Annotated in this window: 27 protein-coding genes; 18 read left to right on the top strand and 9 right to left on the bottom strand. The window is 47.5% G+C overall.

Features of this window, described 5'->3' with window-relative positions:
- Positions 1–4: 4 nt before the first annotated feature.
- The 4 genes from Q0V21_RS12420 to Q0V21_RS12405 all read left to right on the top strand — a co-directional run bounded on the left by Q0V21_RS12420 (position 5) and on the right by Q0V21_RS12405 (position 3,041).
- On the top strand, positions 5–1,048 hold the full coding sequence (locus Q0V21_RS12420; RefSeq protein WP_079346865.1) for an ATP-binding cassette domain-containing protein: 1,044 nt from the start codon (positions 5–7) through the stop codon (positions 1,046–1,048).
- Complete coding sequence (locus tag Q0V21_RS12415) at positions 1,045–1,755, top strand: hypothetical protein (protein WP_301879188.1); 711 nt, start codon at positions 1,045–1,047, stop codon at positions 1,753–1,755. The genes Q0V21_RS12420 and Q0V21_RS12415 overlap by 4 nt, the downstream gene beginning before the upstream one ends.
- A gap of 102 nt (positions 1,756–1,857) precedes the next feature.
- On the top strand, positions 1,858–2,388 hold the full coding sequence (locus tag Q0V21_RS12410) for a hypothetical protein (protein WP_301879187.1): 531 nt from the start codon (positions 1,858–1,860) through the stop codon (positions 2,386–2,388).
- On the top strand, positions 2,385–3,041 hold the full coding sequence (locus Q0V21_RS12405; protein ID WP_301879185.1) for a YdcF family protein: 657 nt from the start codon (positions 2,385–2,387) through the stop codon (positions 3,039–3,041). The genes Q0V21_RS12410 and Q0V21_RS12405 overlap by 4 nt, the downstream gene beginning before the upstream one ends.
- A 46-nt stretch (positions 3,042–3,087) precedes the next feature.
- Here Q0V21_RS12405 and Q0V21_RS12400 read toward each other — a convergent pair whose 3' ends face one another.
- From Q0V21_RS12400 to Q0V21_RS12380, 5 genes are all read right to left on the bottom strand, one after another.
- Positions 3,088–3,264 (bottom strand): hypothetical protein, encoded by a 177-nt coding sequence (locus Q0V21_RS12400; protein ID WP_301879183.1) that lies wholly within the window; start codon positions 3,262–3,264, stop codon positions 3,088–3,090.
- A 13-nt stretch (positions 3,265–3,277) separates the two neighbouring features.
- Entirely contained in the window at positions 3,278–4,072 is a 795-nt protein-coding gene (locus Q0V21_RS12395; RefSeq protein WP_301879181.1) for a DUF4097 family beta strand repeat-containing protein, read from the bottom strand.
- On the bottom strand, positions 4,069–4,764 hold the full coding sequence (locus Q0V21_RS12390; protein WP_301879180.1) for a TetR/AcrR family transcriptional regulator: 696 nt from the start codon (positions 4,762–4,764) through the stop codon (positions 4,069–4,071). Before Q0V21_RS12390 ends, Q0V21_RS12395 begins: the two co-directional genes overlap by 4 nt.
- A gap of 171 nt (positions 4,765–4,935) precedes the next feature.
- Positions 4,936–7,026: an ABC transporter ATP-binding protein gene (locus Q0V21_RS12385; RefSeq protein WP_301879179.1), complete on the bottom strand. Its 2,091-nt coding sequence runs from the start codon at positions 7,024–7,026 to the stop codon at positions 4,936–4,938.
- 12 nt (positions 7,027–7,038) lie between these two features.
- Positions 7,039–8,784, bottom strand: a complete 1,746-nt coding sequence (locus Q0V21_RS12380; RefSeq protein ID WP_301879178.1) for an ABC transporter ATP-binding protein — start codon at positions 8,782–8,784, stop codon at positions 7,039–7,041.
- Between the two features lie 530 nt (positions 8,785–9,314).
- On the opposite strand from Q0V21_RS12380, the gene Q0V21_RS12375 reads away from it, so the two are divergent.
- Positions 9,315–9,611, top strand: a complete 297-nt coding sequence (locus Q0V21_RS12375) for a HesB/YadR/YfhF family protein (protein WP_024630313.1) — start codon at positions 9,315–9,317, stop codon at positions 9,609–9,611.
- A 71-nt stretch (positions 9,612–9,682) separates the two neighbouring features.
- Positions 9,683–10,129 carry an NUDIX domain-containing protein gene (locus tag Q0V21_RS12370; protein WP_301879175.1) on the top strand — a complete coding sequence of 149 codons (447 nt, stop codon included), beginning with the start codon at positions 9,683–9,685 and terminating at the stop codon, positions 10,127–10,129.
- Between the two features lie 122 nt (positions 10,130–10,251).
- Here Q0V21_RS12370 and Q0V21_RS12365 read toward each other — a convergent pair whose 3' ends face one another.
- The 3 genes from Q0V21_RS12365 to Q0V21_RS12355 all read right to left on the bottom strand — a co-directional run bounded on the left by Q0V21_RS12365 (position 10,252) and on the right by Q0V21_RS12355 (position 12,400).
- A complete protein-coding gene (locus Q0V21_RS12365; protein WP_079346846.1) occupies positions 10,252–10,767 on the bottom strand; it encodes an ADP-heptose synthase in 516 nt (171 codons plus the stop codon).
- Positions 10,768–10,952: 185 nt separating this feature from the next.
- Entirely contained in the window at positions 10,953–11,396 is a 444-nt protein-coding gene (locus tag Q0V21_RS12360) for a DUF441 domain-containing protein (RefSeq protein ID WP_024630316.1), read from the bottom strand.
- A 5-nt stretch (positions 11,397–11,401) separates the two neighbouring features.
- Positions 11,402–12,400 carry a YpdA family putative bacillithiol disulfide reductase gene (locus Q0V21_RS12355; RefSeq protein WP_079346844.1) on the bottom strand — a complete coding sequence of 333 codons (999 nt, stop codon included), beginning with the start codon at positions 12,398–12,400 and terminating at the stop codon, positions 11,402–11,404.
- 176 nt (positions 12,401–12,576) lie between these two features.
- On the opposite strand from Q0V21_RS12355, the gene Q0V21_RS12350 reads away from it, so the two are divergent.
- From Q0V21_RS12350 to Q0V21_RS12320, 7 genes are all read left to right on the top strand, one after another.
- The gene (locus Q0V21_RS12350) at positions 12,577–13,170 is read left to right on the top strand and encodes a DUF2087 domain-containing protein (RefSeq protein WP_079346842.1); all 594 of its coding nucleotides are present in this window, start codon (positions 12,577–12,579) and stop codon (positions 13,168–13,170) included.
- A 492-nt stretch (positions 13,171–13,662) separates the two neighbouring features.
- Complete coding sequence (gene rsgA / locus Q0V21_RS12345; RefSeq protein ID WP_483312375.1) at positions 13,663–14,742, top strand: ribosome small subunit-dependent GTPase A; 1,080 nt, start codon at positions 13,663–13,665, stop codon at positions 14,740–14,742.
- A 56-nt stretch (positions 14,743–14,798) separates the two neighbouring features.
- The gene (locus tag Q0V21_RS12340; protein WP_079346840.1) at positions 14,799–15,137 is read left to right on the top strand and encodes a L,D-transpeptidase; all 339 of its coding nucleotides are present in this window, start codon (positions 14,799–14,801) and stop codon (positions 15,135–15,137) included.
- 183 nt (positions 15,138–15,320) lie between these two features.
- Positions 15,321–15,608, top strand: coding sequence for a GNAT family N-acetyltransferase (locus Q0V21_RS12335; RefSeq protein ID WP_301879170.1), 288 nt, complete (start codon positions 15,321–15,323; stop codon positions 15,606–15,608).
- A 5-nt stretch (positions 15,609–15,613) separates the two neighbouring features.
- Entirely contained in the window at positions 15,614–15,859 is a 246-nt protein-coding gene (locus tag Q0V21_RS12330; protein ID WP_301879169.1) for a GNAT family N-acetyltransferase, read from the top strand.
- Between the two features lie 179 nt (positions 15,860–16,038).
- Positions 16,039–17,514 carry an aldehyde dehydrogenase family protein gene (locus tag Q0V21_RS12325; RefSeq protein ID WP_079346827.1) on the top strand — a complete coding sequence of 492 codons (1,476 nt, stop codon included), beginning with the start codon at positions 16,039–16,041 and terminating at the stop codon, positions 17,512–17,514.
- A 248-nt stretch (positions 17,515–17,762) separates the two neighbouring features.
- The gene (locus Q0V21_RS12320; RefSeq protein ID WP_179132691.1) at positions 17,763–17,915 is read left to right on the top strand and encodes a hypothetical protein; all 153 of its coding nucleotides are present in this window, start codon (positions 17,763–17,765) and stop codon (positions 17,913–17,915) included.
- Between the two features lie 124 nt (positions 17,916–18,039).
- Here Q0V21_RS12320 and Q0V21_RS12315 read toward each other — a convergent pair whose 3' ends face one another.
- Positions 18,040–18,279: a hypothetical protein gene (locus tag Q0V21_RS12315; RefSeq protein ID WP_024630323.1), complete on the bottom strand. Its 240-nt coding sequence runs from the start codon at positions 18,277–18,279 to the stop codon at positions 18,040–18,042.
- 423 nt (positions 18,280–18,702) lie between these two features.
- On the opposite strand from Q0V21_RS12315, the gene Q0V21_RS12310 reads away from it, so the two are divergent.
- From Q0V21_RS12310 to Q0V21_RS12290, 5 genes are all read left to right on the top strand, one after another.
- Positions 18,703–19,023 carry a hypothetical protein gene (locus tag Q0V21_RS12310; protein ID WP_024630324.1) on the top strand — a complete coding sequence of 107 codons (321 nt, stop codon included), beginning with the start codon at positions 18,703–18,705 and terminating at the stop codon, positions 19,021–19,023.
- 55 nt (positions 19,024–19,078) lie between these two features.
- Positions 19,079–23,083, top strand: a complete 4,005-nt coding sequence (essC, locus tag Q0V21_RS12305; protein WP_301879167.1) for a type VII secretion protein EssC — start codon at positions 19,079–19,081, stop codon at positions 23,081–23,083.
- 16 nt (positions 23,084–23,099) lie between these two features.
- Positions 23,100–23,930 carry a hypothetical protein gene (locus Q0V21_RS12300; RefSeq protein WP_301879166.1) on the top strand — a complete coding sequence of 277 codons (831 nt, stop codon included), beginning with the start codon at positions 23,100–23,102 and terminating at the stop codon, positions 23,928–23,930.
- Between the two features lie 6 nt (positions 23,931–23,936).
- Positions 23,937–24,485 carry a WXG100 family type VII secretion target gene (locus tag Q0V21_RS12295; protein ID WP_079346819.1) on the top strand — a complete coding sequence of 183 codons (549 nt, stop codon included), beginning with the start codon at positions 23,937–23,939 and terminating at the stop codon, positions 24,483–24,485.
- 193 nt (positions 24,486–24,678) lie between these two features.
- Complete coding sequence (locus tag Q0V21_RS12290; RefSeq protein ID WP_017689071.1) at positions 24,679–24,954, top strand: WXG100 family type VII secretion target; 276 nt, start codon at positions 24,679–24,681, stop codon at positions 24,952–24,954.
- The last annotated feature ends 129 nt before the right edge of the window (positions 24,955–25,083 follow it).

Here is a 25,083-nt window from a genome sequence, read left to right as displayed (position 1 = left end):
ACCTATGGGATGGATGGGAATTGGAAGATTCGATAAAGCAGGAAAAGCCGCAACGGACTCAACAGGACGAGATATATCACTTCAACGTGTGAGCAAACGACTTGGGGATGTGCAGGTACTGAATGATATCAATTTGGAAGTAGGCAAGGGAGAGTGTATCGTCCTGGTGGGCAGAAATGGCTCGGGCAAAAGCACGTTGCTGCGTGTGCTGGCTGGCATATTACTGCCTGAAGCCGGTTCGCTGCACAAGCCCATGCATGGACGGGTTATGTATGCACTTGATGGAATGCCACGCTTGCCCTTTACCTCAAGAGAGTACCTGTGGGAAATGGGACGAATACGTGGCATGCGTCCTGAAATACTGCGTCAGCGGATAAGTGAACTGAGCGATCTGTTATACTTGGGCACGGCGCTGGATCAAAACCTGCCACAGTTGTCCAAAGGTACCTTGCAGAAGGTGAATCTGATTCAGGCTCTTTTGCCTGGCCCTGATGGGTTATTGCTGCTTGATGAACCATTGTCCGGTCTGGACGTCCCGGCGCAGGAAGCGATCGTAGCCTTGCTCGGACAGTGGAAAAAGGAAGGAAGTCAAATCGTTACAGCTTGCCATGAACCCTTGCTTATAGAACGTCTCGCGGATCAGGTCATCGTATTACACAAGGGAACAGTGCTGCGTCGCTGGAATCAGGAAGATTTACAGCAAGCTGGAGAGCCCGCTGTGAGCATCCAAAGTGTGATGGAAGGACGGGAACAATCCGTTATTGATGCGCTGCTTATTGAACAAACGGGAGTCATTGCATGCCATCGCAGCGTAGTTCATCAGGATTATGGAGGCGAAGTATGGGATTGGAGGGTGTCACGCAGTTCGGCAGACCGGATCATTGGAAAGATTCTGGCGATGGGCGGTTCAATCGTGTCTGTGCAGCCGGAAGAGAGCCGATTACATATGGAAGGATTGATGGAGGGGCGTCATCCGGGTGAGGCTATGAACAGGGAAGAGGCAGAGATCCCTTCCTCCATGTCTAAGGTAAGAGGTGACCTCCAATGATCCACTTGACCCGTTATTTGTTAAAACATTACATACGTTCACAGAAATATGTTGCACCGGTGATCTTTTATATCATTACAATGCTGCTCATCTATTCCTACAAACCTAATCCGGTTGCGGACAGTTACAGCGTTACGGCCATGCTGCTTTTTTTTGGTGCGGCCTGGCTGGGATTAACGGTAATGAACACGGAACCTGCGGGGCAGTATCAATTGCTCGTTCTCCATGCAGGAAGCAAACGCAAGGTTGTCTTTGCACAATTGATCTGTGCGTTAATCATGCAATTCGGCCTGACAGCAATTACCGTGCTATATCCTGTTGTTACGGGCATGTTTGGAAGACTGCCGAGTGCTGGGGAGTGGATCATGGCTTGGGCCGGGCATCTGGCGTTGTCGCTTCTGGGTCTGGGCCTCAGTGTTTTCTTTCAAAAATCATACATTCCCATGCTGAGCCGCAGTATGCCGCCGTTCATTGTTGTACTGTTATTATCGTTAGTCCAAGGTTCATTAAGCGGACGTTTGCCTGAATCCATACAATGGGTTGTCAAGGTCTTGCCTCCGGCATTTTATCTAGTTCGTGAAATGATGTTATTTGAAGAATCAAAGCTGGGGGCTGTTCTTCTGACGACAATGTGGGCTATACTCTATGCCGTAGTTCTGCTCATCATTCATATCTGGCTATCGGGAAAAAGGGATTTGCGGAGTTAAAGGCTATTATTCCCCTTAACTTGAATGTTGCTCTGTGTTTCGTTACCATAGAGGGACGTTGGAATGCAAAGTATTGTACGGAGATAAAGGGGGCGCTCGCTTATGCAAAATACAGACATGCTGGACAGCGAACACTCCAGAGAATTGTTTGCCTACTACGGATTGGCTGTATATTATGGACAGGCGCTTGAACAGCAACTGGTCAATCTGATTTTATTAATGAAATTGTCTCAGGGTAAGGTTGTATCCGAAGAAGATCTGGAAGATCTGTATGAACGAAAGATGAGCAGTTCACTCGGGCAACTCATTCATGAGGTGCGCCATCATTTTACCTTTTCTGAGGAAGAGACTCGCCAGTTGAATGAACTATGGAAGCAGCGTAACAGCATTGTACATCACTATTTCAAGGAACGGATTCATGAGACATTCAGTCCTGAAGGAAGATCGCGCATGATTAAGGAACTGGAAGATTTCAAAGATCGTGCGCAGAAGCTGGAGATTAGTCTTCAGCAGTACACAGGTGCCTGGATTGCAGAGCTGGGATTGGATGCCGAATCCGCGGCAGCGTTGCACACACTCGAACGTATGCATGCAGTGAGTATGAACGCCCGGGCGCTGGAAGAGGATGAATGATTGTGATGGAAGGCAAGTCCCGAATTCGTAAAATAAAAAGCAAACACTGGCTGGCAATCTCCATTGCATCACTCGTGTTGATTGGAGTCATATGGACTATAACTACGGCGTTGCTCATCTGGACTTACACCGATGAGGAATCCTCTAGACAGAGTGATGCAGCCATTATCCTCGGTGCAGCCGTAGAAGGGGAGAACCCTTCACCCGTATTTCGCGAACGTATTGAGCACGCCATTTTATTATATCGCCAGGGGACGATCAGCCATCTGCTCTTTACTGGTGGTTCTGGCCGGGCTGGAGAGCGTTCTGAAGCCGAAGTTGGACGAGATTATGCCGTTGCAAATGGTGTAGCTCTGGCAGATATTCAAATCGAGACGGAATCGAAAATTACGGAGGAAAATCTGGTGAATTCGATTAGTGTCGGGGAACAGGCGGGGTTTCACACCTACACGATTGTAAGTGATCCGTTACATATGAAACGGGCGATGAAGCTTGCTAGCGGACTCGGCATGGATGCTGTCCCATCCCCGACACGAACGACGGCTTACCAGACCTGGCGCACCCAATTTCCTTTTCTGGCAAGAGAGACGATATTATATATGGGGTATATGGTTAAAGGATGGATAGACAATCCGCAGCAGCACGGAGAGTGACTGGACTGCGCGATTGTCTTTTTTTTGCGTAAGTTTCCCATTGTATCTATGTTCCGGGATAATTGATCGCTGCACTGACCAATGCGGCTATTCCAAAACCGATGAGCCACCAGGGCCAACGTCGATGATTTTTGCTTTTGCGTATGCTGATGAACAAACTGATGATCCCCGCAAGTAATACCAGGCTAGCCAAGCTGCTGCCAACGATCCAGCCGATGCTCATATATTTACCTCCTCTATGTGGCATGTAATAAATAGCTGCCTATGGTGAGCTTTCCACCTCTGACTTCAGCTTGAAATGGATACATTCCGTTACGATACGTGTGTTGATTATGATTGGAGTGAAGCGGAAAATCACTGCTAAATCGACCCCCGGCCTGCTTGAAGTCTAACTTGAATCCATCTTTATCTGGTGGGATGCGCACTTCAACGTTACAGCCTGTGGAGCGACTATCCAGAGATTGAAGCATCGTTGAGGAGTTTATGTTAAGCTTGCTGCCTGTTACTCTGGATTGAATATGTGAGAACTGACCGGATAACTGGATAGGTGAAGAAGTGGCTTTTAGTTGGATATGGTTTGCACGAAGGTCTGTTGCTGTAACCCGACCGCCCACGGATTGCAGACGGATATGTTGGGCATGCCCAGATAAGATGAGATTGCTGGATGTACAGTGGCAATTCCAGTGTTCGGAAGAAACGTTATCCACAACAAAGCGGGAACCCACCCCGTTGATCAACAGTCTTTGCAATACTGTAGGCGGCAGTACAAGGTGGAGCGATGTGCGATGGAAGTTTATGCCCACCGGAAAAGCTTGTTTTCGTCCATCGATGAGATGTAAGACACCATTACTAATTTTAGCTTCAAAACATCGAGTTCTTGGGAAAAGAGCGGACCCCCGTTGAGTAACGCGGATAACAGCTTCTGTACCCTGGCTAATATGCACTTCGCCTTGCATCCATTCCAGAGAAAGGGCTTGAATGGGATCTTCAGATAACCATTCTTTGCAAATCTTATGTCCATTAGGTTTCAAAACGGTTTTCCCTCGTTTCTGCCAATGTCTTGATCTTCCAACTCAGGATAAGCGCCGATCACAGCATGTTGGTTCAGAATGCGCTCAATGAGCGATTCGCTCACAATATCGGCACCGAGCATATTCATCAACCGCTGTAAAAAATAAAGACGCTGCTTCGTTTCGCTGGAATTGCGGCCGAACAGTGTGGGATTAATCCATATGTTGACCAGCATCATGAATACTTCTGCACAAGCATCGGGATCTTCAGTATGGATCGAACCATCTGAAATGCCTTCTCGCAAAATCGTTGCAATCACCGGAGCATCTATTCGCACGGCCTGTTGAATACCGCGTACAACAAATACCGGATTTTTGATTTGGGTTCGAAGTACGTGATCCAGGGAATGGGCCTGCTGATCAGAGACAACATGCTCCAGAATCTGAATTAACTTCTCTCGAGCTGTGGTGGCCGTTGTATTTGAAACTAATCGATCCAGCATTTCAGCTGAATAGTTGAATTGTTGCTCCATGACCGCGTCCAATATTTCCTCTTTGGATTTAAAGTGATGATACACAGCCCCCTTGGACATGCCTAGGGCAACAATGATGTCCTGAATACTTGTCTTCTCAAATCCTTTATCTGTGAACAACTGGGCAGCAACGTTCAGAATCTGCTGTACCGTTTGTTCAGGGTGCTTGTTTCTAGCCATAATACCCTCCTTTATTTAGATACCGACCGTTGGTATGTATAATACAGGCAGATGTTTCTATTGTCAATAAGAGGAAACGGACAAAATAAAAAACCGATCTGCCGCAGACCAAGAGGTCCGCGGGCATATCGGTTGGTTAATGTATTATATGTTCATTTATTCCCGTTTTACTTACACGCCGCCTCCAGCAAAGGAGGAAGTGGTTCGAATGGCCTCGCCCAATGGGTTGCTTCCACTTGTATCTGGTGCTGATTGAGCACCTAGCTGTAACTGATACATCTGATAATAGCGTCCTTTGAGTTCCATCAGCTCATCATGTGCACCTTGTTCCACAATACGTCCGCGGTGCAGGACCAGAATCTGGTCTGCTGAACGAATGGTGGACAGACGGTGGGCGATGATGAAGGTGGTGCGTCCTTTTTTGAGGACTTCGAGTGCATTTTGAATTAAGGCTTCCGTTTCGGTATCAATGTTAGCTGTAGCTTCATCGAGAATCAGAATCGCTGGATCGAAGGCCAGTGCTCGAGCGAAGGAAATTAATTGCCGTTGTCCGGCAGATAACGTGCTTCCCTTTTCGATAACCGGCTCGTCGAATCCTTGCGGAAGGTGGGCGAGAATTCGTTCTGCACCTACGTCTCGCAGCGCCTGTTCGATCTGCGCACGCGTAATCTGCTCATCACCCAGACTGACGTTGGTGGCTACAGTACCTGTGAACAGGTAAGGATCTTGGAGTACAATGCCCATATGTTCTCGAATCCACTGTTTAGGCAGGTCCTTAACGTTCTGACCGTCGATCGTAATCTTGCCTTTCTGTGGGTCATAGAACCGGAACAGCAGGTTGATGATCGAGCTTTTACCCGAACCGGTATGGCCCACCAGGGCGACCGTTTGACCTTGTGATGCTTTGAACGAGATGTTGTTCAGCACATAATCTTTTTTGTAAGCAAAGGCTACATCGTCAAACACGACATTTCCCTTGTATCTTGGCATCGAGCCATCGGTTACCGGTTCACCTTTCTCATCCATCAACTCAAAGACACGTCCGGCCGACACAAGGGAGGAATCCAGGTTAGCCAGTTGGTTCACCATACCCGTAATCGGCTGGAACAAACGCCCGAGGACGTCAACGAATGCATACAGCACACCCAGCGAGATGATACTTGTGCCGTCCAGCACACTGGAACCGAAGTACCACAGGACAACGGCAAACGCCATATTCCGCAGTACGTTAACCAGGTTGTGTGAGGTGAACGCGTTCAGATTGAGCATTTTATTCTGGTGTTTCATATAATCATCATTCAGATCCTCGAATTCCTGCTTGGTCTGTTTCTGATGACGGAATACCCGGATAATGGACATCCCCTGGATGGATTCATTAATAATGGCATTAATCTCACTCAGACGTGAACGAATAATCGTGTTGTAACGAGTCGCGATTTTACGATAAAGCACAATCCACAGCACCAGCATCGGTACAACGAACAATGAGATCAATCCGAGGCGGAAATCCAGCAGGAAGAGCGCAACGTATACGCCCGTAATCGTAATGATCCCTGAGAAAAAGTTCGACAGAACCGCAACGAACAGATCCTTGACGGCTTCGGTATCGTTGGTGACCCGGGAAACCACTTTACCTGCAGGCAGGTTATCAAAAAAGTGTACCGGCAATCGTTGGATATGTGCATACACATCGTTACGCAGTCTTTGAATGACTTTGTTGGCAGATGATTGCAGCCAGTATGTTTTACCAAACTCCATAATGACCGAAATGACAAGGAAGATCATGTAATACACAATCAGTTGATAGATACTTGGCATTTCCGGTTTGTAAAAGGCAAAGAGTTCACCAGCGGATAATGGCACCGCCGCATATTGACCCGTCACTTCGCCTGCGCGTGTAACCGTCAGTGTCCCGTCTGCATAGGTACGATCCCCATCGGGGGCACTAACGGGTTCATTCACAAAATAAAAACTTCTTCCGGCCTGCAGTACGCGTACCTCTGTACCTTTTGTTTCATTCGGTTCAAACCGGCCTTCACGTTTGTAGTTCTTTCCATTGAAGACCGCCGCTTCGCTTGAAGCTGTGGTCTCATAGAAAGGCTGCTCAATGGCGAGCAAATGATTGTCGATCATGGACTTGGCGATGAAAGGGCCGGCAAGCTCAGCCGCAACCCCGATTGTAAGCATAATTAAAGCGGCAATAAACGTACCTTTGGCTTTTAGGGCGTATTGAAGCAGCCGTTTGCCTGTATTAGACTTCAAAGCGTTGACCTCCTACGTGGACAAATTAGACTCCACCTGCTGCCGTTCATACTGTTCACGGTACCAGCCGTTCATAGCAAGCAGTTCTTGATGGGTTCCTTCTTCCGTAATTTTCCCGTGCTCCAGTACGATGATTCGGTCAGCGTGTTCGATAGCGGACAGGCGGTGAGTCGAGATCAGCGTTGTTTTGTTTGAGCGTTTGTTGCGTATATTTTCAATAATTTTGGCTTCGGTTCGTGCATCGACGGCAGATAAGGCATCATCCAGAATCAATATGTCCGGATCGGCGATAAAAGCACGGGCCAGCGATACCCGCTGTTTCTGTCCACCGGACAGCGCAATTCCTTTTTCACCAACGAGTGTGTCCAGACCATCGGATAATGTACCCAAATCTCCATCAAAGGCTGCGGTGCGAATCGCTTCCATAATCACGCCATCATCTGCACCCGGTTTGCCGAATTGAATGTTCTGGCGGACAGATTTGGAGAAAAGCACCTGTTCCTGAGGAACGTATCCAATCCAGCTGTGCAGGTCGTCTTTGGCGATATCCTGAATTGCATGACCGGAGATGCTTAACTTACCCGATCCGGCCGGGTATTCATGAAGCAATTGTTTGAGCAGGGTGGACTTGCCGCTTCCTGTACGTCCCACGATACCAAGTGTCTGCCCACGTCGAAGCGAAAAGCTGACATGACTGAGATTGTCGATGGTGGAACTAGGGTAACGGAAGGTGACGTCCTGCATCGCAATCTCTTCCGGATTCGTAATGTGAGCAGGCTGCTCAACATCTTTTACGGCAGGTTCTACAGATAGCGTCTCGTTAACACGATCGAGTGAGGCACTACCACGCTGCATCAAGTTAATCAATTCGCCAATGGCGAACATTGGCCAGATCATCATCCCCAGGTACATATTGAACGATACGAGATCCCCCAGGGTAATTTCATTATGAAAAACAAGATAAATGCCGTAGGCAAGTGCTATCACATAACTGAGTCCGACAAATAACCGGATGGTGGGTTCGAACAGCGCATCCATCTTGGCAACCGCCAGATTTTTGCGGTACACATCTTCGGTGACATCGGCGAATCTTTTCTCGTCCAGACGTTCCTGCACATAGGCACGCACGACTCGAATGCCGGCAATCGATTCAAGCACCTGATCGTTCATGTCCCCGAATGCATCCTGTGCCAGTGTGTATCTTTGGTGTACAGCTTTACCATAGATCATCATGGCGATGGCGATAAAAGGCAGAGGCAAAATTGCAGCCAGGGTCAGTTTCCAGCTAACCAGAAAACCCATGGCGAATAATACGGTTGCCAGAAAAGCAGTGGAGTCGGTTAACGTCAGCATGCCGAAGCCTGCTGTGGTGGCAATGGAACGAAGATCATTCGTAGCACGTGCCATCAGATCGCCAGTTCTGTTTTTCTCAAAAAAAGGCGGGGTCATCCGCAATAAATGGTCCATAAAGCGTGACCGCAGCAAGCGTTCAACCAGATTGGCACCGCCAAACAGTTTGTGCATCCATATGTACGTTGTCAGATAGATAATGATGACCGATCCTAGAATAAGTAAAATGTAACGTGTGAGTGAGGCGCCGGTAATGGAACCGCGTACAATCTCGTCAATGGCATTGCCCAGAAGACGAGGTGGCAGCAGTTCAATGATGCCCACCATAATAAGCAAGGCGACACCAATGAGGTATCGTTTGCGTTCCAGCCGGAAGAACCAGGCCAGATTTTTAAGTACAGAGAACAAGTGGTATCCCTTCCTTTCAAGTTCGTGAAATGCATGTTCCGTTCATGTTTAGCCAGCTGAACCCACAAAAAAAGACATACCGCACGCAGGCGGTATGTCTTGGGTATCATTCATACGGCAGCATGGCTCCGAGAGCAGAGCCACCACCGTAGATAAAGTTCGATTGTGAGAGTACAAAACAGCAAACCTGATTAGAGGCTTCTGTGATGCGGTCTTATGAACGGAATAACGATTTCATGGGTGCTCCGGTATTTAGTTGTGTGCTGAATTGATGTAGATCGTCATAGTTAAACACCGTAATCACCCTTTCTTTTTTGGTAATAAATTGTATGTGGATCTCGTATGTTTGCATCTTAACACCGACTTTTACAATCTGTCAAACGTTTTTCAAAACAGAAGATGCTGCGGATTGTGATGGAATAATGAGGCGTGAATCAACTTTTTTTATGTATTTGGGGTGGTTGAGGTTTGTAATCAGGCCATTCTAGCGATATGATGGAACATATATATAGAGAAGGAGCTGACACCAAATGAGTACCATACATGTATCTGACCGCGCTGCTCGCTGGTATAAGGAAGAACTGAATTTGAACGAAGGAGACAGCATTCGATTCTTCGCCCGTTATAGCTCCGGCGGAGGTCTTCATCCCGGCTTTTCCCTCGGGATCGCTGTGGAGGAACCGAGACATCCTGCGGATCAAACGAAGGTATCGGGTATCCAATTTTTTATGGAAGATCATGATTACTGGTATCTGAAGGGTCATCAACTTCATGTAGATGTCGTTGAAGAAGGACAGGATATCGAATATCGCTACACTGAGATTTAAAGTGATATCTCTGCGTATATAGAATGGCTCATCACCGGACGCACCAATTTTCGAACAGGAGGAGATACGAAGTGAATCCGCCAGCCCGAGATTTGGCCCAGTATATCGCGAACCGCTCTCATATTGTTGTAAAGGCGGCGGTTCGGGCCGAGAATGAAAAAGGTGAATTATTGCTGATTCAGCACGCTGAACACGGACATTGGCGTATTCCTGCGGGACAGATGCGCCCGGGAGAAGCCATTGAGGACACTGCGCACAGGGAACTGTGGGAAGAGACGGGGTGGACAGCCACTCATATGACACTTGAAGGTTTGCACTCCGGTCCGAATCTGAGACATTTGCATGCCAGTGGGGATGAAGAATATTTTGTTATTGCCCTGTTCAGGGCGCACATTGTTCAGGATTCGCTCGTAGAATCACGAGTGAATAGCGAAGCAGGACTTAAGTTTTTTGATCTCAAATCGTTGCCCAGGCTGAATGATCTTAGTCGCTTATTGCTGAGGTACTCCGAGATATAATAAATACAACAAAGAAGAAGCCTTTCCTCCCGGGAAGGCTTCTTCTTTGTTGTGGCAATCAGCAATCGATGGACCAATATTCATGAGTACGATGACCCTTATCATAAACTAGGATTTCCTACCTAGACTTGATCAAGTGGTTCTTCATCATCCATCGCAAAATCAAAATCGTCAATATCGAATACCTGCACAGGGGATGCCGATTCAATGATACGTGCAATCAATTCGACCTGATCAGTAAGGATAGGGGTATCCAAACGCTGTGAAGTGAGAAGCAGTTCGGTCTCAATTGGATCAAAATATTCACCATATTGTGCGGTATCAATCGCATTAATGATGGCAATGGAGACCTGATCACCAAACAGGATGGATGGACTTTTGGCCCAGGGAACAGCAAGGGCACGCTCTATTTTTTTCTTATTCAACGGTTCTTCAAAATAAGAAATGATTTCGTTAATCTTGGATTTCACATGCTGGTCATCTGCCGGGTTATCCATCAAAGGGTCAGGGCTGGTCTGAAATTCATATAACTCAAGGATGGTGGTATAAGGAACAATATATTCAACAGGCGCCTGCGGCGCGAGTAATTGACCGTAAATTGCCACCATCACGGCTTCTGTAACAAACTGACGTGACATGGGTTCCTGAATCCTCCTGCGGCCATTAATAGTTGCGAGGTGAATCAATTTAATAGTGAATGAAGGATCATTCAATTGATTTCTCTGCTATGGACTTGGGTGCTTGAATTGCATGAATAGAAGTATATCATACAACGGTGGGAAAAACAGCCAGTCGGCAGAAGGATGTCAAGTCCTAACTTTGATTATGATTTTCCCAGCAGTAAGGATAAAATTCCTGCTGCAATCAGTGGGCCGACCGGCACACCCTTGAACAAGGCAACGCCAAGCACAGTACCAATAAGCAGTCCGGCAACGACAGTAGGCTGTGTACTCATCAGCGTAGCTCCTCGTCCTCCCAGATGGGCGACAAGTAATCCGACACCAATGGCGAGCAATGATTTCCAGTGCAGAAAAGACTCTCCAATCGTCTGCAAACTGATCTTGCCGCTGGCGAGTGGTGCCATAACACCAATAGTCAGGATGATGATACCGATCGTGAGTCCATACTTTTCCAGCCAGGGAAAAGCCTGATTCAGGTTCAGTACCCGCAGCAACAACAGAAATACCATGGCTACGGTTACGGGTGTATTACTGCTGATAATACCTAGCGCCGCAAACACGAGCAACAGCAGTGAGGTCATATCCATTGATTTCATTCCCCTTCAGTCTGCCCGCGATGACGACCTACGATATGTTCTGCAATATATCTTCCATGCCAGCGCCCGGATTCGATAAACACTTCATTGGCGTTGCGTCCTGATGCGATTACTCCGCCAACGTATATACCTGGTACGCTGCTCTCCATCGTTTGAGGATTATATACTGGTTTATCCATATCCTCGGACATCTCGACACCCACGGAAGAAAGCAGTTTGCGGTCAGGACGGAAACCAGTCAAGGCCAGCACAAAGTCATTTTCCAGTTCACTTGTTGATCCATCAGAATGCAGCAAACGAATGGAATCGTCCAAAATTTCATTTACACGTGAGCCAAGATGAAGTGAGATTTTGCCTTTTTGCACCATACTTTCGAACAATGGACGAACCCACGGTTTAATGTGCTCTGAAACACCGTTCCCACGATAAATCATGTCGATATGTGCGCCGACACGAACGAGTTCCATGGCAGCATCGACAGCTGAATTACTACCTCCAATGATGGCGACACGTGTACGTGTATAAGGATGAGCTTCGCGGAAATAATGAGTGACTTTATCCTTGTCTTCTCCAGGGATGCCAAGATAGTTAGGGTGGTCAAAATAACCTGTAGCAACAACAACATTTCGTCCTTCATGAACGACTACCTGCCCACGACGATTGACTGTATGTACCTCGAACGTGCCATCGTCCTTGCGTTTGATTTCTTGGGCTTCCTCATAATTATGAACGCGAAGACCGAAATGTTCGGCTACCTTGCGATAATAGGCGAGTGCCTCGTAACGAAAAGGTTTGTCGTTCGGTGTGCTGAACGGAACATTCCCAATCTCTAGCAATTCCGCTGTACTGAAAAACTGCATATGGGTTGGATACAGATAAATAGATTGGACGATATTGTATTTCTCAACAATGACAGCGGACAGTCCCAGCCGCTCGCATTCAATGGCAGCAGACAGACCGCATGGGCCTCCGCCGATAATAATGACATCTTCCATGTTCTTAATCCTCCTTATTTCAAGCATTATAATCCTACCGTAAATACGGGTTCAATGCCAGTTCTAGAAGGATTCTGACGTAAAGATGTGATCTTGATCCTGGGGAATTGACTTAGAAGAGGTAAAAGACTAATATCAAATTAGATAATCATCTAAATGGAAGTGAGTTGAGTGAAATGCAACTGGAGAAGATTGTGGCTTACCATAAAGCCCTGGCTGATCCTACCCGGCTTCGGATGCTGCTGCTGTTGTCCCAGGGAGAACTTCACGGCCAAGCGCTTGCTGAGAAGCTTAACCTGTCACAGCCAACCGTTACACATCATGCATCCAAGTTAAGAGAAGCGGCGCTAATCAAGGAACGAAGAGAGAAAAATACGGTGTTTTTCTCTCTTAATCCCTATTTTATTCGGGAGCATGCACAGGCTTCAGTTGATTTTATTTTTAGACAAGAGGAGGTTGCCGATATGAGTGATGTGAATGAAACGCTGAAGGCATCCGTGATGCGGAATTTTTTCTCCAAGGATGGACGACTGCGCCAAATCCCGGCTCAACATAAGAAAAAGCTGATTGTGCTGGGTCATTTGGTGGAGCAGCTTGAATTCGGACGGAAGTATACAGAGAAAGAGATCAATACATTTATTCAAAATTATCATGAGGATTTTGCCACCATTCGTCGGGAGTTTATCATGCACCAGTTCATGTACCGTGAAGATGGGATCTATGAGCTGAATCCGAAGGAGATGTGGACACGGTGGGATCAAGTGAAATAAGTGAATAAATAATTAGACTTGACAAGAGCGGTTGAAGCTGTGTAACATGATGGATAATTCTACAAGGGAGGCGATGTTAAATGACAAATCTAATGGCAGTATACGTTAATTTGAATATGAACAGCGTCTCCGGAACGGATCAATGCATGTAATTTTACGGCAGTTGGCAATATTGTTCGCAATATTGTCCATGTACGTAAAATACAATAACATGCACAAATGAAGCCACGGGTGACGTACCCGTGGCTTTTTGTATGCCGAAAATGGGTTGTTTCTGGATAACGAGTATTGGATTGTCGTAATGATGCGTCCAATATGAATACCGTACAAACAATCATTTATTCGGCTAACTTCTAATTGTCGCGGGTTCAGTGCTGCTCGTGGCTTATTTGCTTTTGATGCCGGATCGGAGCGCTCAGTGTTGATCGTTGTCAATGTCAATGAAGGATAAAACACCAAATATCGGGAGGGATTTTTATTTTGAATAACACGATGGAGAAATACGGCTGGTCTGCAAAGTGGCAGGAGCTGTGGCAGCAGACGGGTATGGAAGAACAATCAAGAAAACCGGCAAGAATTATTGCGGATCACGGGCAATTGCTTCGGCTGATTACGTCTGAGGGAGAATGCTGGGGACGGGTATCCGGACGGATGCGTCATGACCATCTGGAAACGGGCATTGTGCCAGCCGTTGGGGACTGGGTTGCTGTTACAGGGCAAGCTGGAGAAGAAGCCATCATTCACAGCATTGTGCCACGTCAGAGCAGGGTATCCAGACAAGCCGCTGGTCCAGTGACCAAAGAGCAATTGATTGCGGCGAATGTGGATACATTGCTCATCGTTGCTGCTCTTAATCATGATTTTAATCTGAGACGGCTCGAAAGGTACATTATGATGGCCTGGAATGGTGGCGTCAGACCGGTCATCATTCTAAGCAAAAGCGATCTGTGTGAGAATGTGGAAGAACAAATTTCGCTGGTGGAGAGCATTGCTCCGGGGATTGAAGTGCTGGCACTGTCAGCTGTTCAGGATCAGGGCAAGTCTTTACTTGAAAAATTTCTGTCTCCAGGCACAACAGTTGCCTTAACAGGTTCTTCTGGTAGTGGCAAGTCGACTCTCGTCAATTGGATGATGGGTGAGAGTGTACAGCTCACACAGGCTGTTCGTGAGGACGATAGTCGTGGACGGCATACGACCACTCATCGGGAATTGTTCGTACTGCCGCAGGGAGCGGTATTGATTGACACGCCGGGAATGCGTGAACTTAATCTGTGGGATGAAGGTCAGGATGGTTTGTCTCACGCCTTTGGTGAAATTGAGCAGCTCGCTGCGGAATGCAGGTTCCAGGATTGCACCCATACCCGGGAAGCCGGTTGCGCAGTGAAGGAGGCCATTCAGGCAGGTTCATTGGATGAAAAAAGGCTGGCTAACTACTTGAAAATGCAGAAGGAACTGAAGTTTCAACAACGCAAAGAAGAGATAGCCTCCAAACGACGGACCGCTTCAAGCAAACCTGTCAGTTCCCGCAAACCAAAACATGTCGGCAGTACAAAAGACTGGGAAGAGGCCTGAGACCAGGTGGGCATCCCTCTGTATCCTGCATAGGATAGGTCAGGAGGGATGTCATCATGCCTGATTACAGCATCATCGTAGACCTGTCGGATCACATGTTATATCTTTTGGATGGCTCGCAGGTCGTTAAGGGCTATCCTGTCGCAATAGGCAAGATGCTTACGCAAACGCCAAACGGCGTGTTTACAATTATTAACAAGCAAGAGAATCCTGGAGGGCCATTCGGCGTTCTTTGGATGGGGTTGTCGGCGCCGCATTATGGAATTCATGGAACCAATGATCCTTCATCCATTGGCAAGTCTGTTTCCCATGGATGCATACGCATGTATAACTCGGATGTGCTGGATCTGTCTTCCAAAGTGTCGGTAGGCACACAAGTAACGATCCGGCCCTAGGGCCGGATTTTTACGCCAACGAATAGAAGCGCTTAGCGATATCCATAGAGAAGGACCAGACTCCTCCATTGATCTAGAGAATCAATTCGGATAATGGTCCATGTGGATGGATTTGGAATTGATACGCATTGCACATATACTATTGTAAAGCCACGGAAGTGATGAGAGAAAGTGAGTGATTACATGCGGATTAGACCGGCGCGTGAAGGGGATGCGAAAGCCGTAGCTCATGTACATACAGAGAGTTGGAAGACGACATATCGGGGGATCGTGCCTGATGATTTTTTGGATAATCTGACTACGGAATCAAGGCTGTCCCAATGGGAGCGAAATATTCGCTCTGGCGAAAAGGATCAGATTCCGGTGGTGGCTGAACAGGACAACGGGGAAATTGTCGGATTTGCCTGCGGTGGAAAGGAACGTGAAGGCAAGTTGCCTTACGATGCTGAGCTATATCCATTTATTTACTGAAAGAAGTGCAACAAACGGGGATTGGCCAGCAGCTGGCAAGACACGTCGTTCGTTATCTCCATTCCCTGAACATGGGGAGTTTGTTGATCTGGGCACTGGAGCAAAATTCAGCCTGTCGTTTCTATGAAAAGATGGGCGGAATCCCTGTCCAAACACAGCAAATCCGGATTGGCGGTCAAGATCTGGCAGAGGTTGCTTATGGCTGGGAGGACTTGACGCTATTTGGAGGAAAAGACCTGACCAGACAGTAGGATGATGAAAATATGGCTGAATATGTAGCTGAATATGTAGACCATTGATGCGCTTTTTCCTAGGTGAGGATGAAAGGATTCAACTGTTCTTCACGTTTGCGTAATCCTTAACAAGGTTAATGAACTACTACACCGCTTTGAGGTGTGACATTCAATCTTGATTGGGAGGCGTTATTCAGATGACTTTAATGGAGACAGAACATACAACATGGACGAAACAATTTATTAATGGCGAATGGGTAGAAGGCTCCGGCGAGAAAACACTGGAAAATAAAAATCCGTACACGGGAGAGGTCATCGCAACCTGGCGATCCTCGAACAAGGAAGATATAGATCAGGCATATGAGGCCGCCCAAAAGAGCTCGGTGGAATGGAAGAAATCCCTGCCAGCGGTAAAAGAAGGTGTACTTCGCAAAGTGTCGGCTCTCATGACAGAGCGCAAAGAGGAAATTATAAAGCTGCTGATTACGGAATCCGGAAGCACACGCATCAAGGCTGAGGCAGAGTTTGCTTCTGCGAAACGGATTGTGGATGAAGCTGCTTCGTTCCCTTATCGAATGAAGGGGGAAATTCTACCTTCAAATACACCAGGGAAAGAGAATCGAGTTGTGCGCGAGCCCAAGGGAGTCATTGGTGTCATTGGCCCTTGGAATTTTCCTTTGCACTTGTGTCTACGTTCTGTAGCTCCGGCTGTTGCTCTGGGTAATGGAGTCGTTATTAAGCCTGCGTCCGATACCCCGATTACGGCTGGTTGGCTTATTGCAGATCTGTTTGAGCAAGCAGGATTACCTGAAGGCGTACTGAATGTGGTTGCTGGAAGCGGGAGTGAGATAGGCGATTATTTTGTAGCGCATCCCATACCTAAAGTCATTTCCTTTACAGGCTCCACAAAGGTGGGGCAGGGCATCGGCAAACTGGCTGGTGAGCATTTGAAAGAAACTGCGCTTGAGCTTGGTGGCAACAATGCGATGGTTGTCCTGGAAGACGCGGACATTGAACGTGCTGCGGAGTCTGCGGTGTTCGGTAAATTCCTGCATCAGGGGCAGATCTGTATGGCCCTTAATCGTATTATTGTGCATGCTGATATTTACGACAAGTTCGTAGAATCTTTTCTCGCTAAAACAAAAAAAATTCAGGCTGGTGACCCTGCCGATGCCCAAACGCTGGTTGGCCCGCTTATTCGTGAGAAGGAAGTGGAACGGCTGCTTGACTTGATTAAAGGAGCCAAGGCGGAAGGAGCCAGATTGCTGCTGGGTGGTACAAGCAAAGGCAGTGTGCTGGAGCCCACCGTGCTCGCGGATGTGAAACCGGATCAGCATATTGTACAACAGGAACTGTTTGGACCTGTCGCGGTAATCATGAAAGCGCAGGATGAGCAGGAGGCCGTGCGCCTGGCAAATGATACGCCTTATGGATTAAGCGGCTCCGTATTTACCCGAAATCTCGAAAGAGGGTATCAAATTGCTCAGCAGATTGAATCGGGCATGGTGCATGTCAATGATCAATCCGTGAATGATGAGGCTCATGTCATGTTTGGTGGCGAGAAATCCTCAGGTATTGGCCGTTTCGGTGGCGATTGGGCTATCGAGAAATTCACGCGGACTCGCTGGATCAGCATTCAGCATCAATATCGGGATTATCCTGGAGTGCAATAGTTCGACAGCTAGCGTGGCTTAGAAACTACTTTGTTTTATAATCAGATAGGTTTCGGTAAAGCGTGACAAAGATCGCGCAAAACCCGCCTCAAGCTTGATGGGGCGGTCTTTTGCATGTTTTTACATGCTTGAAAAACAGGTGAGGAAATGATGTGGAAAAGCTGTTTGGAGCTTCTGAAATCTGGTTATTTATGGGTACACGGGCAGAAGAGATCCGTAAATCCAATAGGTAAAGGGGCCTGAACTTCATGTCCATTGACCGTTTCATTCTGAGAAAGCTGAATACTTGTCAGGAAGAAAATACACGTGATAATCTGGTTCGATTGTTTGTCATTCGAATCCAGAAGGCCGAGATGGAAGAAGAACACGAAACCGCCTATGTCGTCAGCAGATTGCATTAGAGATAGATAAAAGGAATCGATACACAAAAAAGGAAGCTTGCCCTCAACGGCAAGCTTCCTTTTCCTTATTTTCGCGAATGAATGAATTCGCAGTTTCCAAGTTGATGTAAACAACTGACTCATCTTAATAAAGTGATAAGGCGAGGGAGTCATTTTCGCTACGGCTGTGAAGAATGGCTTCACCACCGACAATCTCAATACTAATCAATGATTGCAGACATTTCTGTAAAGCACGTTTACCATTGCTAATCTTATGCTCAAGGGCACTGCTAAGCAATCGGAGTGTCTTTTGCACAGGTTGTTTGTTTTCTTGATTGAAATATACAGGGATTGATTTGTTTTGAAAAGTTATTAGTGTTCTCACTAGAAATCACCTCACGAGAGTTATTTCTTAATGGTTATATTAAATACCAATGCTTAAAATTACCTTAAAATCAGCTTATGAAAACATAAAGGTGGACAATGTTTGAAAAGTGTTCACAATTCAATTGTGGGCGAAGCAATAAAAAGTCCCGAAAAACCAGCTTGTCATTTCCATTTATATGGAAGGTATTCGTGTGGTTTCGCATCTTTGCAATAATTAACGTGACTACTGCCTCGAAAGTTCTGAGTCGAATGGACGATATTTTAATATATACGTGGGTCATATGTAACAAAATTACAGGTTGCACATTGCAAACAGGGTGTTTATGTAAGAAAATAGGGATGGAATAGCGTTTCATCTACTTTTTTTTGATTTAATTTGACACTAGGACAATTTACATATGAGACCATGGGAGGGATTATTTTGATTCTTACCGTGTATTCCGGCCGGGAGGAAGGCGAGTGGTTCGACATCGAGGTCCCGGATGAATGTACTATTGAACATCTGAAGACATTGCTGGGGGTTCGTATATTCGGCCAGGCACCAGGAGAGGGCATTCAGTACATCCTTGAAGCCAAATTTCCAGAAGGATTGTGGTTCTCACCACAGAACGCACAACAGTTAATGGAAACTGGGCTGCGTCAAGGAAGTTGTGTGCGAGTCCAGCGGGCATTCTCCACCACTTCTGAAGAAGCACCTGTCTATGGAAGACGTTCATTGTTTCAGCAGGACAGCAACGAATGAACGTTCTGAACGTATATATTGATTACGGCAATGAAATAAAGGAGGTCTTCTCTTCGTGAATGTGTTATATCAGCGTTCTCCAAGAATGACACCGGTTCTCAAGGAAGAAAAGCTGGAGATTCTAAGGCCTCCGGCTGAACCCAACAAACCTACATTTTCAATGATTTCTATTATAGTACCCATCATGATGACGATGGTTAGCATCGGTTTCTACGTATATCTCAATATGAGCGGCAAAATGGACAATAGAAATTATATGATGTTTCAGATGATGACGGTTATGATGATGCTTACGTCATACACCATTCCGTTTTTTGTGTATCTAAGCAACAAGAAGACATATCGCCAAAAGCTGGAAGAGCGTACAGCCATGTATCGTGCACAGCTGGAGAAGCACCGTGAAGAACTGAAGGAAGCCCAAGCGGAGCAAGTAAAAAGTCTGTATGAGATTCATGGGGATCCCAATGTATGTCTGCAAGTGGTGAAAAATCGCAACAGTTCGCTGTGGGAACGTTCGCCTGAGGATGATGACTTCTTGCAGGTGCGAATTGGCACGGGCGAAATTCCGTTTCGAATCAAACTGCAGGTTCCTCGTGTGGACGGGTATGAAAAGGATGAGTTGATTGAAGCGGCTCATGAATTGGCTGCGGAATTCGAAACGGTGCCTGATGCGTCGATTACATTACCACTATTTCAGTCCAAAGTGATGGGCCTAGTCGGTAATCGAGAGGAAGTGCTCGCTTCATTACGGGTGATTATCTCACAACTGACGGTTCGTCATTCACCGGATGAATTAAAGATTGCTGCCTTTTACGAAGAAAAGGAAACAAAGGAATGGGATTGGCTGCGCTGGCTGCCCCATATCTGGGATGAAGATCAGGGACAACGCTATATGGCCGACAGGCACAGCGGTGCGCATCAATTGGCGGACAGCTTGTTTTCCGTGTTGAACCGGAGGCGTAATAATAAGGAAGATCGCTATAAGAAAACCGTGCAAACGCCATGTTACGTGGTAGTTCTCTCGGATACTCAATTAATAGAAGAAGAACCGCTACTTCCCTTGCTGCTGGAATCGGCCCAGGAGATCGATGTGTGTACCATCATACTGGCAAACCGCAAGGAATCATTACCCATGCATTGTCAGTTAATTATGGAGGCTTCGAAAGGCAAAGGGCTTTATGTCAAAAAAACCGAGGATGCCGACGTGATCAGGCAAACGTACACGCCGGATGTGATCTCCAGAGAGTCCGCAGAGGCGCTCTCTCGTTATATGTCACCTATTCGTCTGAAACGTTCCTCGGCTTCGGATATACCACAAGTGCTCCCGCTGTTTGATATGTTGAGTACATCACGAGTGGAAGATCTGGACGTGGTTACACGCTGGGGCCAGACACGATACCCGGACACCCTGCCCGTACCTATGGGTGTGCGTGCTGGTGGCAAGAAAATTGCGATTAACTTACATGATAAAATTGAACGTCAGGGTCATGGGCCGCATGGTCTGATCGCAGGGACTACCGGTTCAGGCAAAAGTGAAGTTATCCAGTCGATTGTGGCCTCTCTGGCAGCAGAGTTTCACCCGCATGATCTGGCCTTTATGTTGATTGACTATAAGGGCGGCGGAATGTCGAATACATTTGTGGGCTTGCCTCACGTCGTCGGTACGATTACCAATCTGGATGGGAACTTGATTGAACGCGCAAATATTTCACTTCGGGCCGAGTTGGTCAGAAGGCAAAAAATCTTAAATGATGCCGGAAATCTCCAGCACATTGATGAGTATTACAAAATTCTGCGTTCCAGACATGAACAGCCGCTGCCGCATTTAGTTATCATCATTGACGAGTTTGCGCAGTTGAAGCGGGATCAGCCGGAATTCATGGATGAATTAATCAGCATAGCGGCCATTGGCCGGACACTGGGTGTACATCTGATACTGGCAACCCAAAAGCCTGCCGGTGTGGTCGATGATAAAATCTGGAGTAATTCCCGTTTCCGTATCTGTCTTCGTGTTCAAAGCGAAGGGGACAGCCGGGATATGATCAAAATTCCGAATGCGGCCTGGATCACCAAGCCGGGTCGGGGATATTTTCAGGTTGGCAGTGATGAAGTGTTTGAGGAAATGCAATTTGCCTGGAGTGGTGCGCCGTATAATCAACAGGAAGATACAAGCACGGTATTGCCTGTGATGGAGGTGCGTTTAAACGGGAAGCGTGAGCCACTGTTGACTGGAGAGCGCAGAGCTGTGCTTAAAGGTGAGGATGTGCCCAAGCAGCTCCAGGTATTTATTGATTATGTGGCAGAAGCGGCTGCAGAGGCGGGGATCACCCGATTGCCAGGACCCTGGTTGCCACCTTTGCCTGAGACACTGGAATGGGAGAGCCTCAGCGACTGGCAGGAAGAAGAGAATCGTGAGGCATTGCTTGACGGCGGTGCCAGCGGCCTGAAACCTGTGGTTGGCCTGCTGGATGATCTGCCTAATCAGCGACAGCAGCCGCTAGCGCTTCCGGTGGATCAGGGACATCTGGTTGTATACGGTATGCCTGGTCTGGGGAAAACGACCTTTGTTCAAACCTTGCTGATGTCACTGGCCCGTTCTAAGCGGACTGAAGCTTGGCACGGATATATCATCGATATGGGCCGGATGATGAAGGATTTCGCTGGCCTGCCTCAGATCGGTGCTGTAATGATGTCTGAAGAGGAGGATCGGATCAAGCGCTTGTTCCGCTATATCCTGAAACTCTCTGCACAGCGCAAAGATATGATCTCGGAAGCCGGGGTTAAGACGATATCAGCCTACCGTCGCACAGCCCATGCCGCCGTGCCGCAAATTGTAGTGGTTATCGATGGATATCTTTCCTTCCGGAATGCGTATCCTGAGGAGAATGAACTTCTGGAAACGATCCTTCGTGAAGGCGGCAGCCTGGGAATTACATTTATCCTCACGGCCAATCGTGTCACGGATGTATTTGAGAAATTCAGAAGCAATATTCCCAATGCGGTATCATTTGAATTATCTGATCCAAGCGACTATTATTACGCAGTGGGACGGCCATCCAAGGCACCTAGCCAGCTTCCGCCTGGAAGAGGACTAGTCAAAGGACAGGTTCCTCCATTGATGTTCCAGGCGGCACTGCCGTCATCCGGAGCAGATGAGGGCAAACGTTCTTCCGCTCTGCGCCGCATGATAGCAGAGATCAGAGAAAGCTGGAACGGAGAAGAAGCGCCGCAGATTGCACCACTCCCGGAAGAGGTGAAGCTCAAAGATGTGCTTATCCGTACAGGGACCTTCGGGCAAGTCGGAGACATCTCTTCTTTAACCGTACCCGTAGGTTTGCTGACCGATGATCTGGAACCCTTCCAGCTGAATCTGCGTGAAGGGCCGCATTTCATGGTTACGAGTCCGATGGAAGGCGGCAAAACGACATTTTTGCTGACCTGGATGTTATCACTTGCGTATCATGCGTCTCCTGAAGACGTGCAAATATACACGGTAGATATGCGGTATGGTTCCGGAGGACTGGGGGAAATCAGCAGTTTGCCCCATGTCCGTGGACATGTATCCCGTGAAGAACAGCTTGCACCTGTGATCCAACAGTTGTACGATGAAGTTCTAAAAAGAGGCGAGCTAACCGGTGGTCCGGAGATCGTTCTCATTATCGACGATGCGGATACGTTATCCAAGCAATTAAATGATTTTAATGTGAAGGATCAATTGGGAGCGATCGTTCGTCAAGGCAGGGATCGAGGCATACATGTGATTCTGTCAGGAGTTCCGGCAGACTTCCCAACCTTTGGATCTGACTGGGTGAACGATGTGAAGGCTTCCCAGAGCGGATTGTTGTTCGGGACTTTAGACCCTAATGATCTCTCGTTCTTCCGTATACCTTATTCGGAATCCGGGGGGAGTTCAACTGGGCTGAAGGTACTGCCTCCGGGTCAAGGTTATTATGTAAAACGTAAATATTCCAGGGTTAAAGGTGCAATTCCATGTGATGGCACCTGGAAAATGACCGATTGGATTTCTGAAATTCGTGACCGATGGCATGTTGTAGTTTGAGGGGAGGTGGCTCATAATGTTGACGGTTCATGATTCCAAGCAAAAGGTAGTCACTTTGCAAATAAAAGAGCTTTTTTTCCTGGCCGGTATTCTCGGTTCAGACCGCTTGCTTGGCGTGGAAGATCCGTTCCGCGGATATATGGCGGAAGACATTGCTTTGGAGTGGGAGCGTGTAAAAACATCCCTGCTCGACAAAGGATATCTGATTCAGGATCAGGACAGCAATGAGCTGATCATGACACCGACCGTTTTCTCCAGGGTAGCCATTGCGGGACTGTCAGACAGGGCTTGCTGGATTCGCTACACGCACAGCGGCAAGTCGTATGAAAGTTATGTGCACTGCACGGATGAACGTGTCGTTGAAGTATCCCGTGTTGCAGACGAACCGGATTCGTTCCGGCTGAGTGATTTGGGAAACGTTCGTGAAGCAATTGATTTTCTGATTCAAAGGATGAACTGGAGTGGTCATTCTCCGGCGGAAAAGCCGGCTCTAATGTGCTCCAAGAAAAAATTCTATGATGTGATGAATGATCTGAGGAACAAAGAATTACAGGCAGTGGCGGATGAGTTGGTACAGGAGACGAGCGATCCCGAGGGGTCGCTTGCGCTTGCACGCTGTCTGGTGAGCAAGGAATCAGAGGGAGAGCTACGGTTGCTCGTATGGAACGGAGAAGAATGGAAATCGCAGTCTGCGGCTTTCGCTGCAAGCGCGGTATCCAACTGGCTGTTTCGCATGAGTACTGCGGCTTCGGATGATTGGCTTGTTGCAGCACTGACGACGAGAGAACAGTTTCACGAGATGCTGCTGGACTGGCTTAAACAGCCTGCAGGGGAAGAGGAAAGGTGATGGTAAATGCGCATTCGTGTGGAACCGGATGTGCTTCGGGCACTGAGCAGGCAGATTCAGTATGCGGCGGAGCAAATACAGCAAAAGATGACAGTATTGGATCAGGCGATTCATTCGCTGGAGTGGGATTTTGAAGCCCGCGCCGCGGTAATGAATGAATGGAATCACAGCAAGCGACTCTGCGAAGCAGCGGTACGTCGTTTTATGGACTTGAGCGTACAGCTGGGACGCAAGGCCGTGTTATTCCAGCAGGTGGACATGGAGTATCGTACAGTGTTGAGTCATGTGAACACAGCCTATGGCAATGCGGTCAATATGTTGAATGTTCTTCAGACGGAGCGTGCAGGAGAAATTATGCCTGCGCATTCGGCAGCTGCTGCTGTTGTATCCGACCCGTTTTCCGCGGTAGCGGCAGTATACCGTGTCCAGGATGCTGCGCCGCCTGACGGCTCACCGGCGACTCTGATCCAGGCCATGCAGCCTGAACCTGTGGCATGGAGATTCACAGATCCCTCCTTTCGTGGAAGAAGAGGAACCGAACCTGTGGTTTCTTGAACCCACGGGCTACAAGGCTGAGTAAGCAAGACAGCAGAAAGTGAATTTTTTATAAACAGGATGTTAAGTGAAGTTTAGAATGCCAAAAATGGGGTAAATAGGATTAGGTCCTTCGGCTTTTGTCCGATCGATCCTTGTATAGTACAATTTGAACAAATGAATTTAATTGCACAAACCAAGGAGGAATTTACAAATGGCAGGACGCATTTTAGTTACCCCAGAACAGCTTGATCAGGTTTCCAACCAATTTAAACAAAGCGGTGAGCAAAGTCAGCAAATCGTATCTACATTGACTCAATCCATCACAAGCATGGAAGGACAATGGGAAGGTATGACGAAACAACGCTTCTTCCAGGAATTCCAGGAAGCCAGCAAACAAATGCAATCTTTCGTTCAAACGTTGAATAGTATCAGCGCGGAACTGACGGCTATTGCCAACAAATTCCGTACGGCTGACCAAGCTCGCTAATCTGCGATACATAGTTCGGGCAGGTTCCGTATCCGAATTCGCCCAGAATCATAAGCAGGAAGCAAGCTGAAGATTTACAACTACAGCAAAAACCGGGCGTTTTCACAACACCCGGTTTTTGTTGCACTA

The organism is Paenibacillus sp. 11B (genome assembly GCF_030487755.1).
GTDB lineage: Bacteria > Bacillota > Bacilli > Paenibacillales > Paenibacillaceae > Paenibacillus > Paenibacillus vandeheii.
Note: the sequence above shows the minus strand (reverse complement) of the source record. Positions and strands in the feature narration are given on the sequence as shown.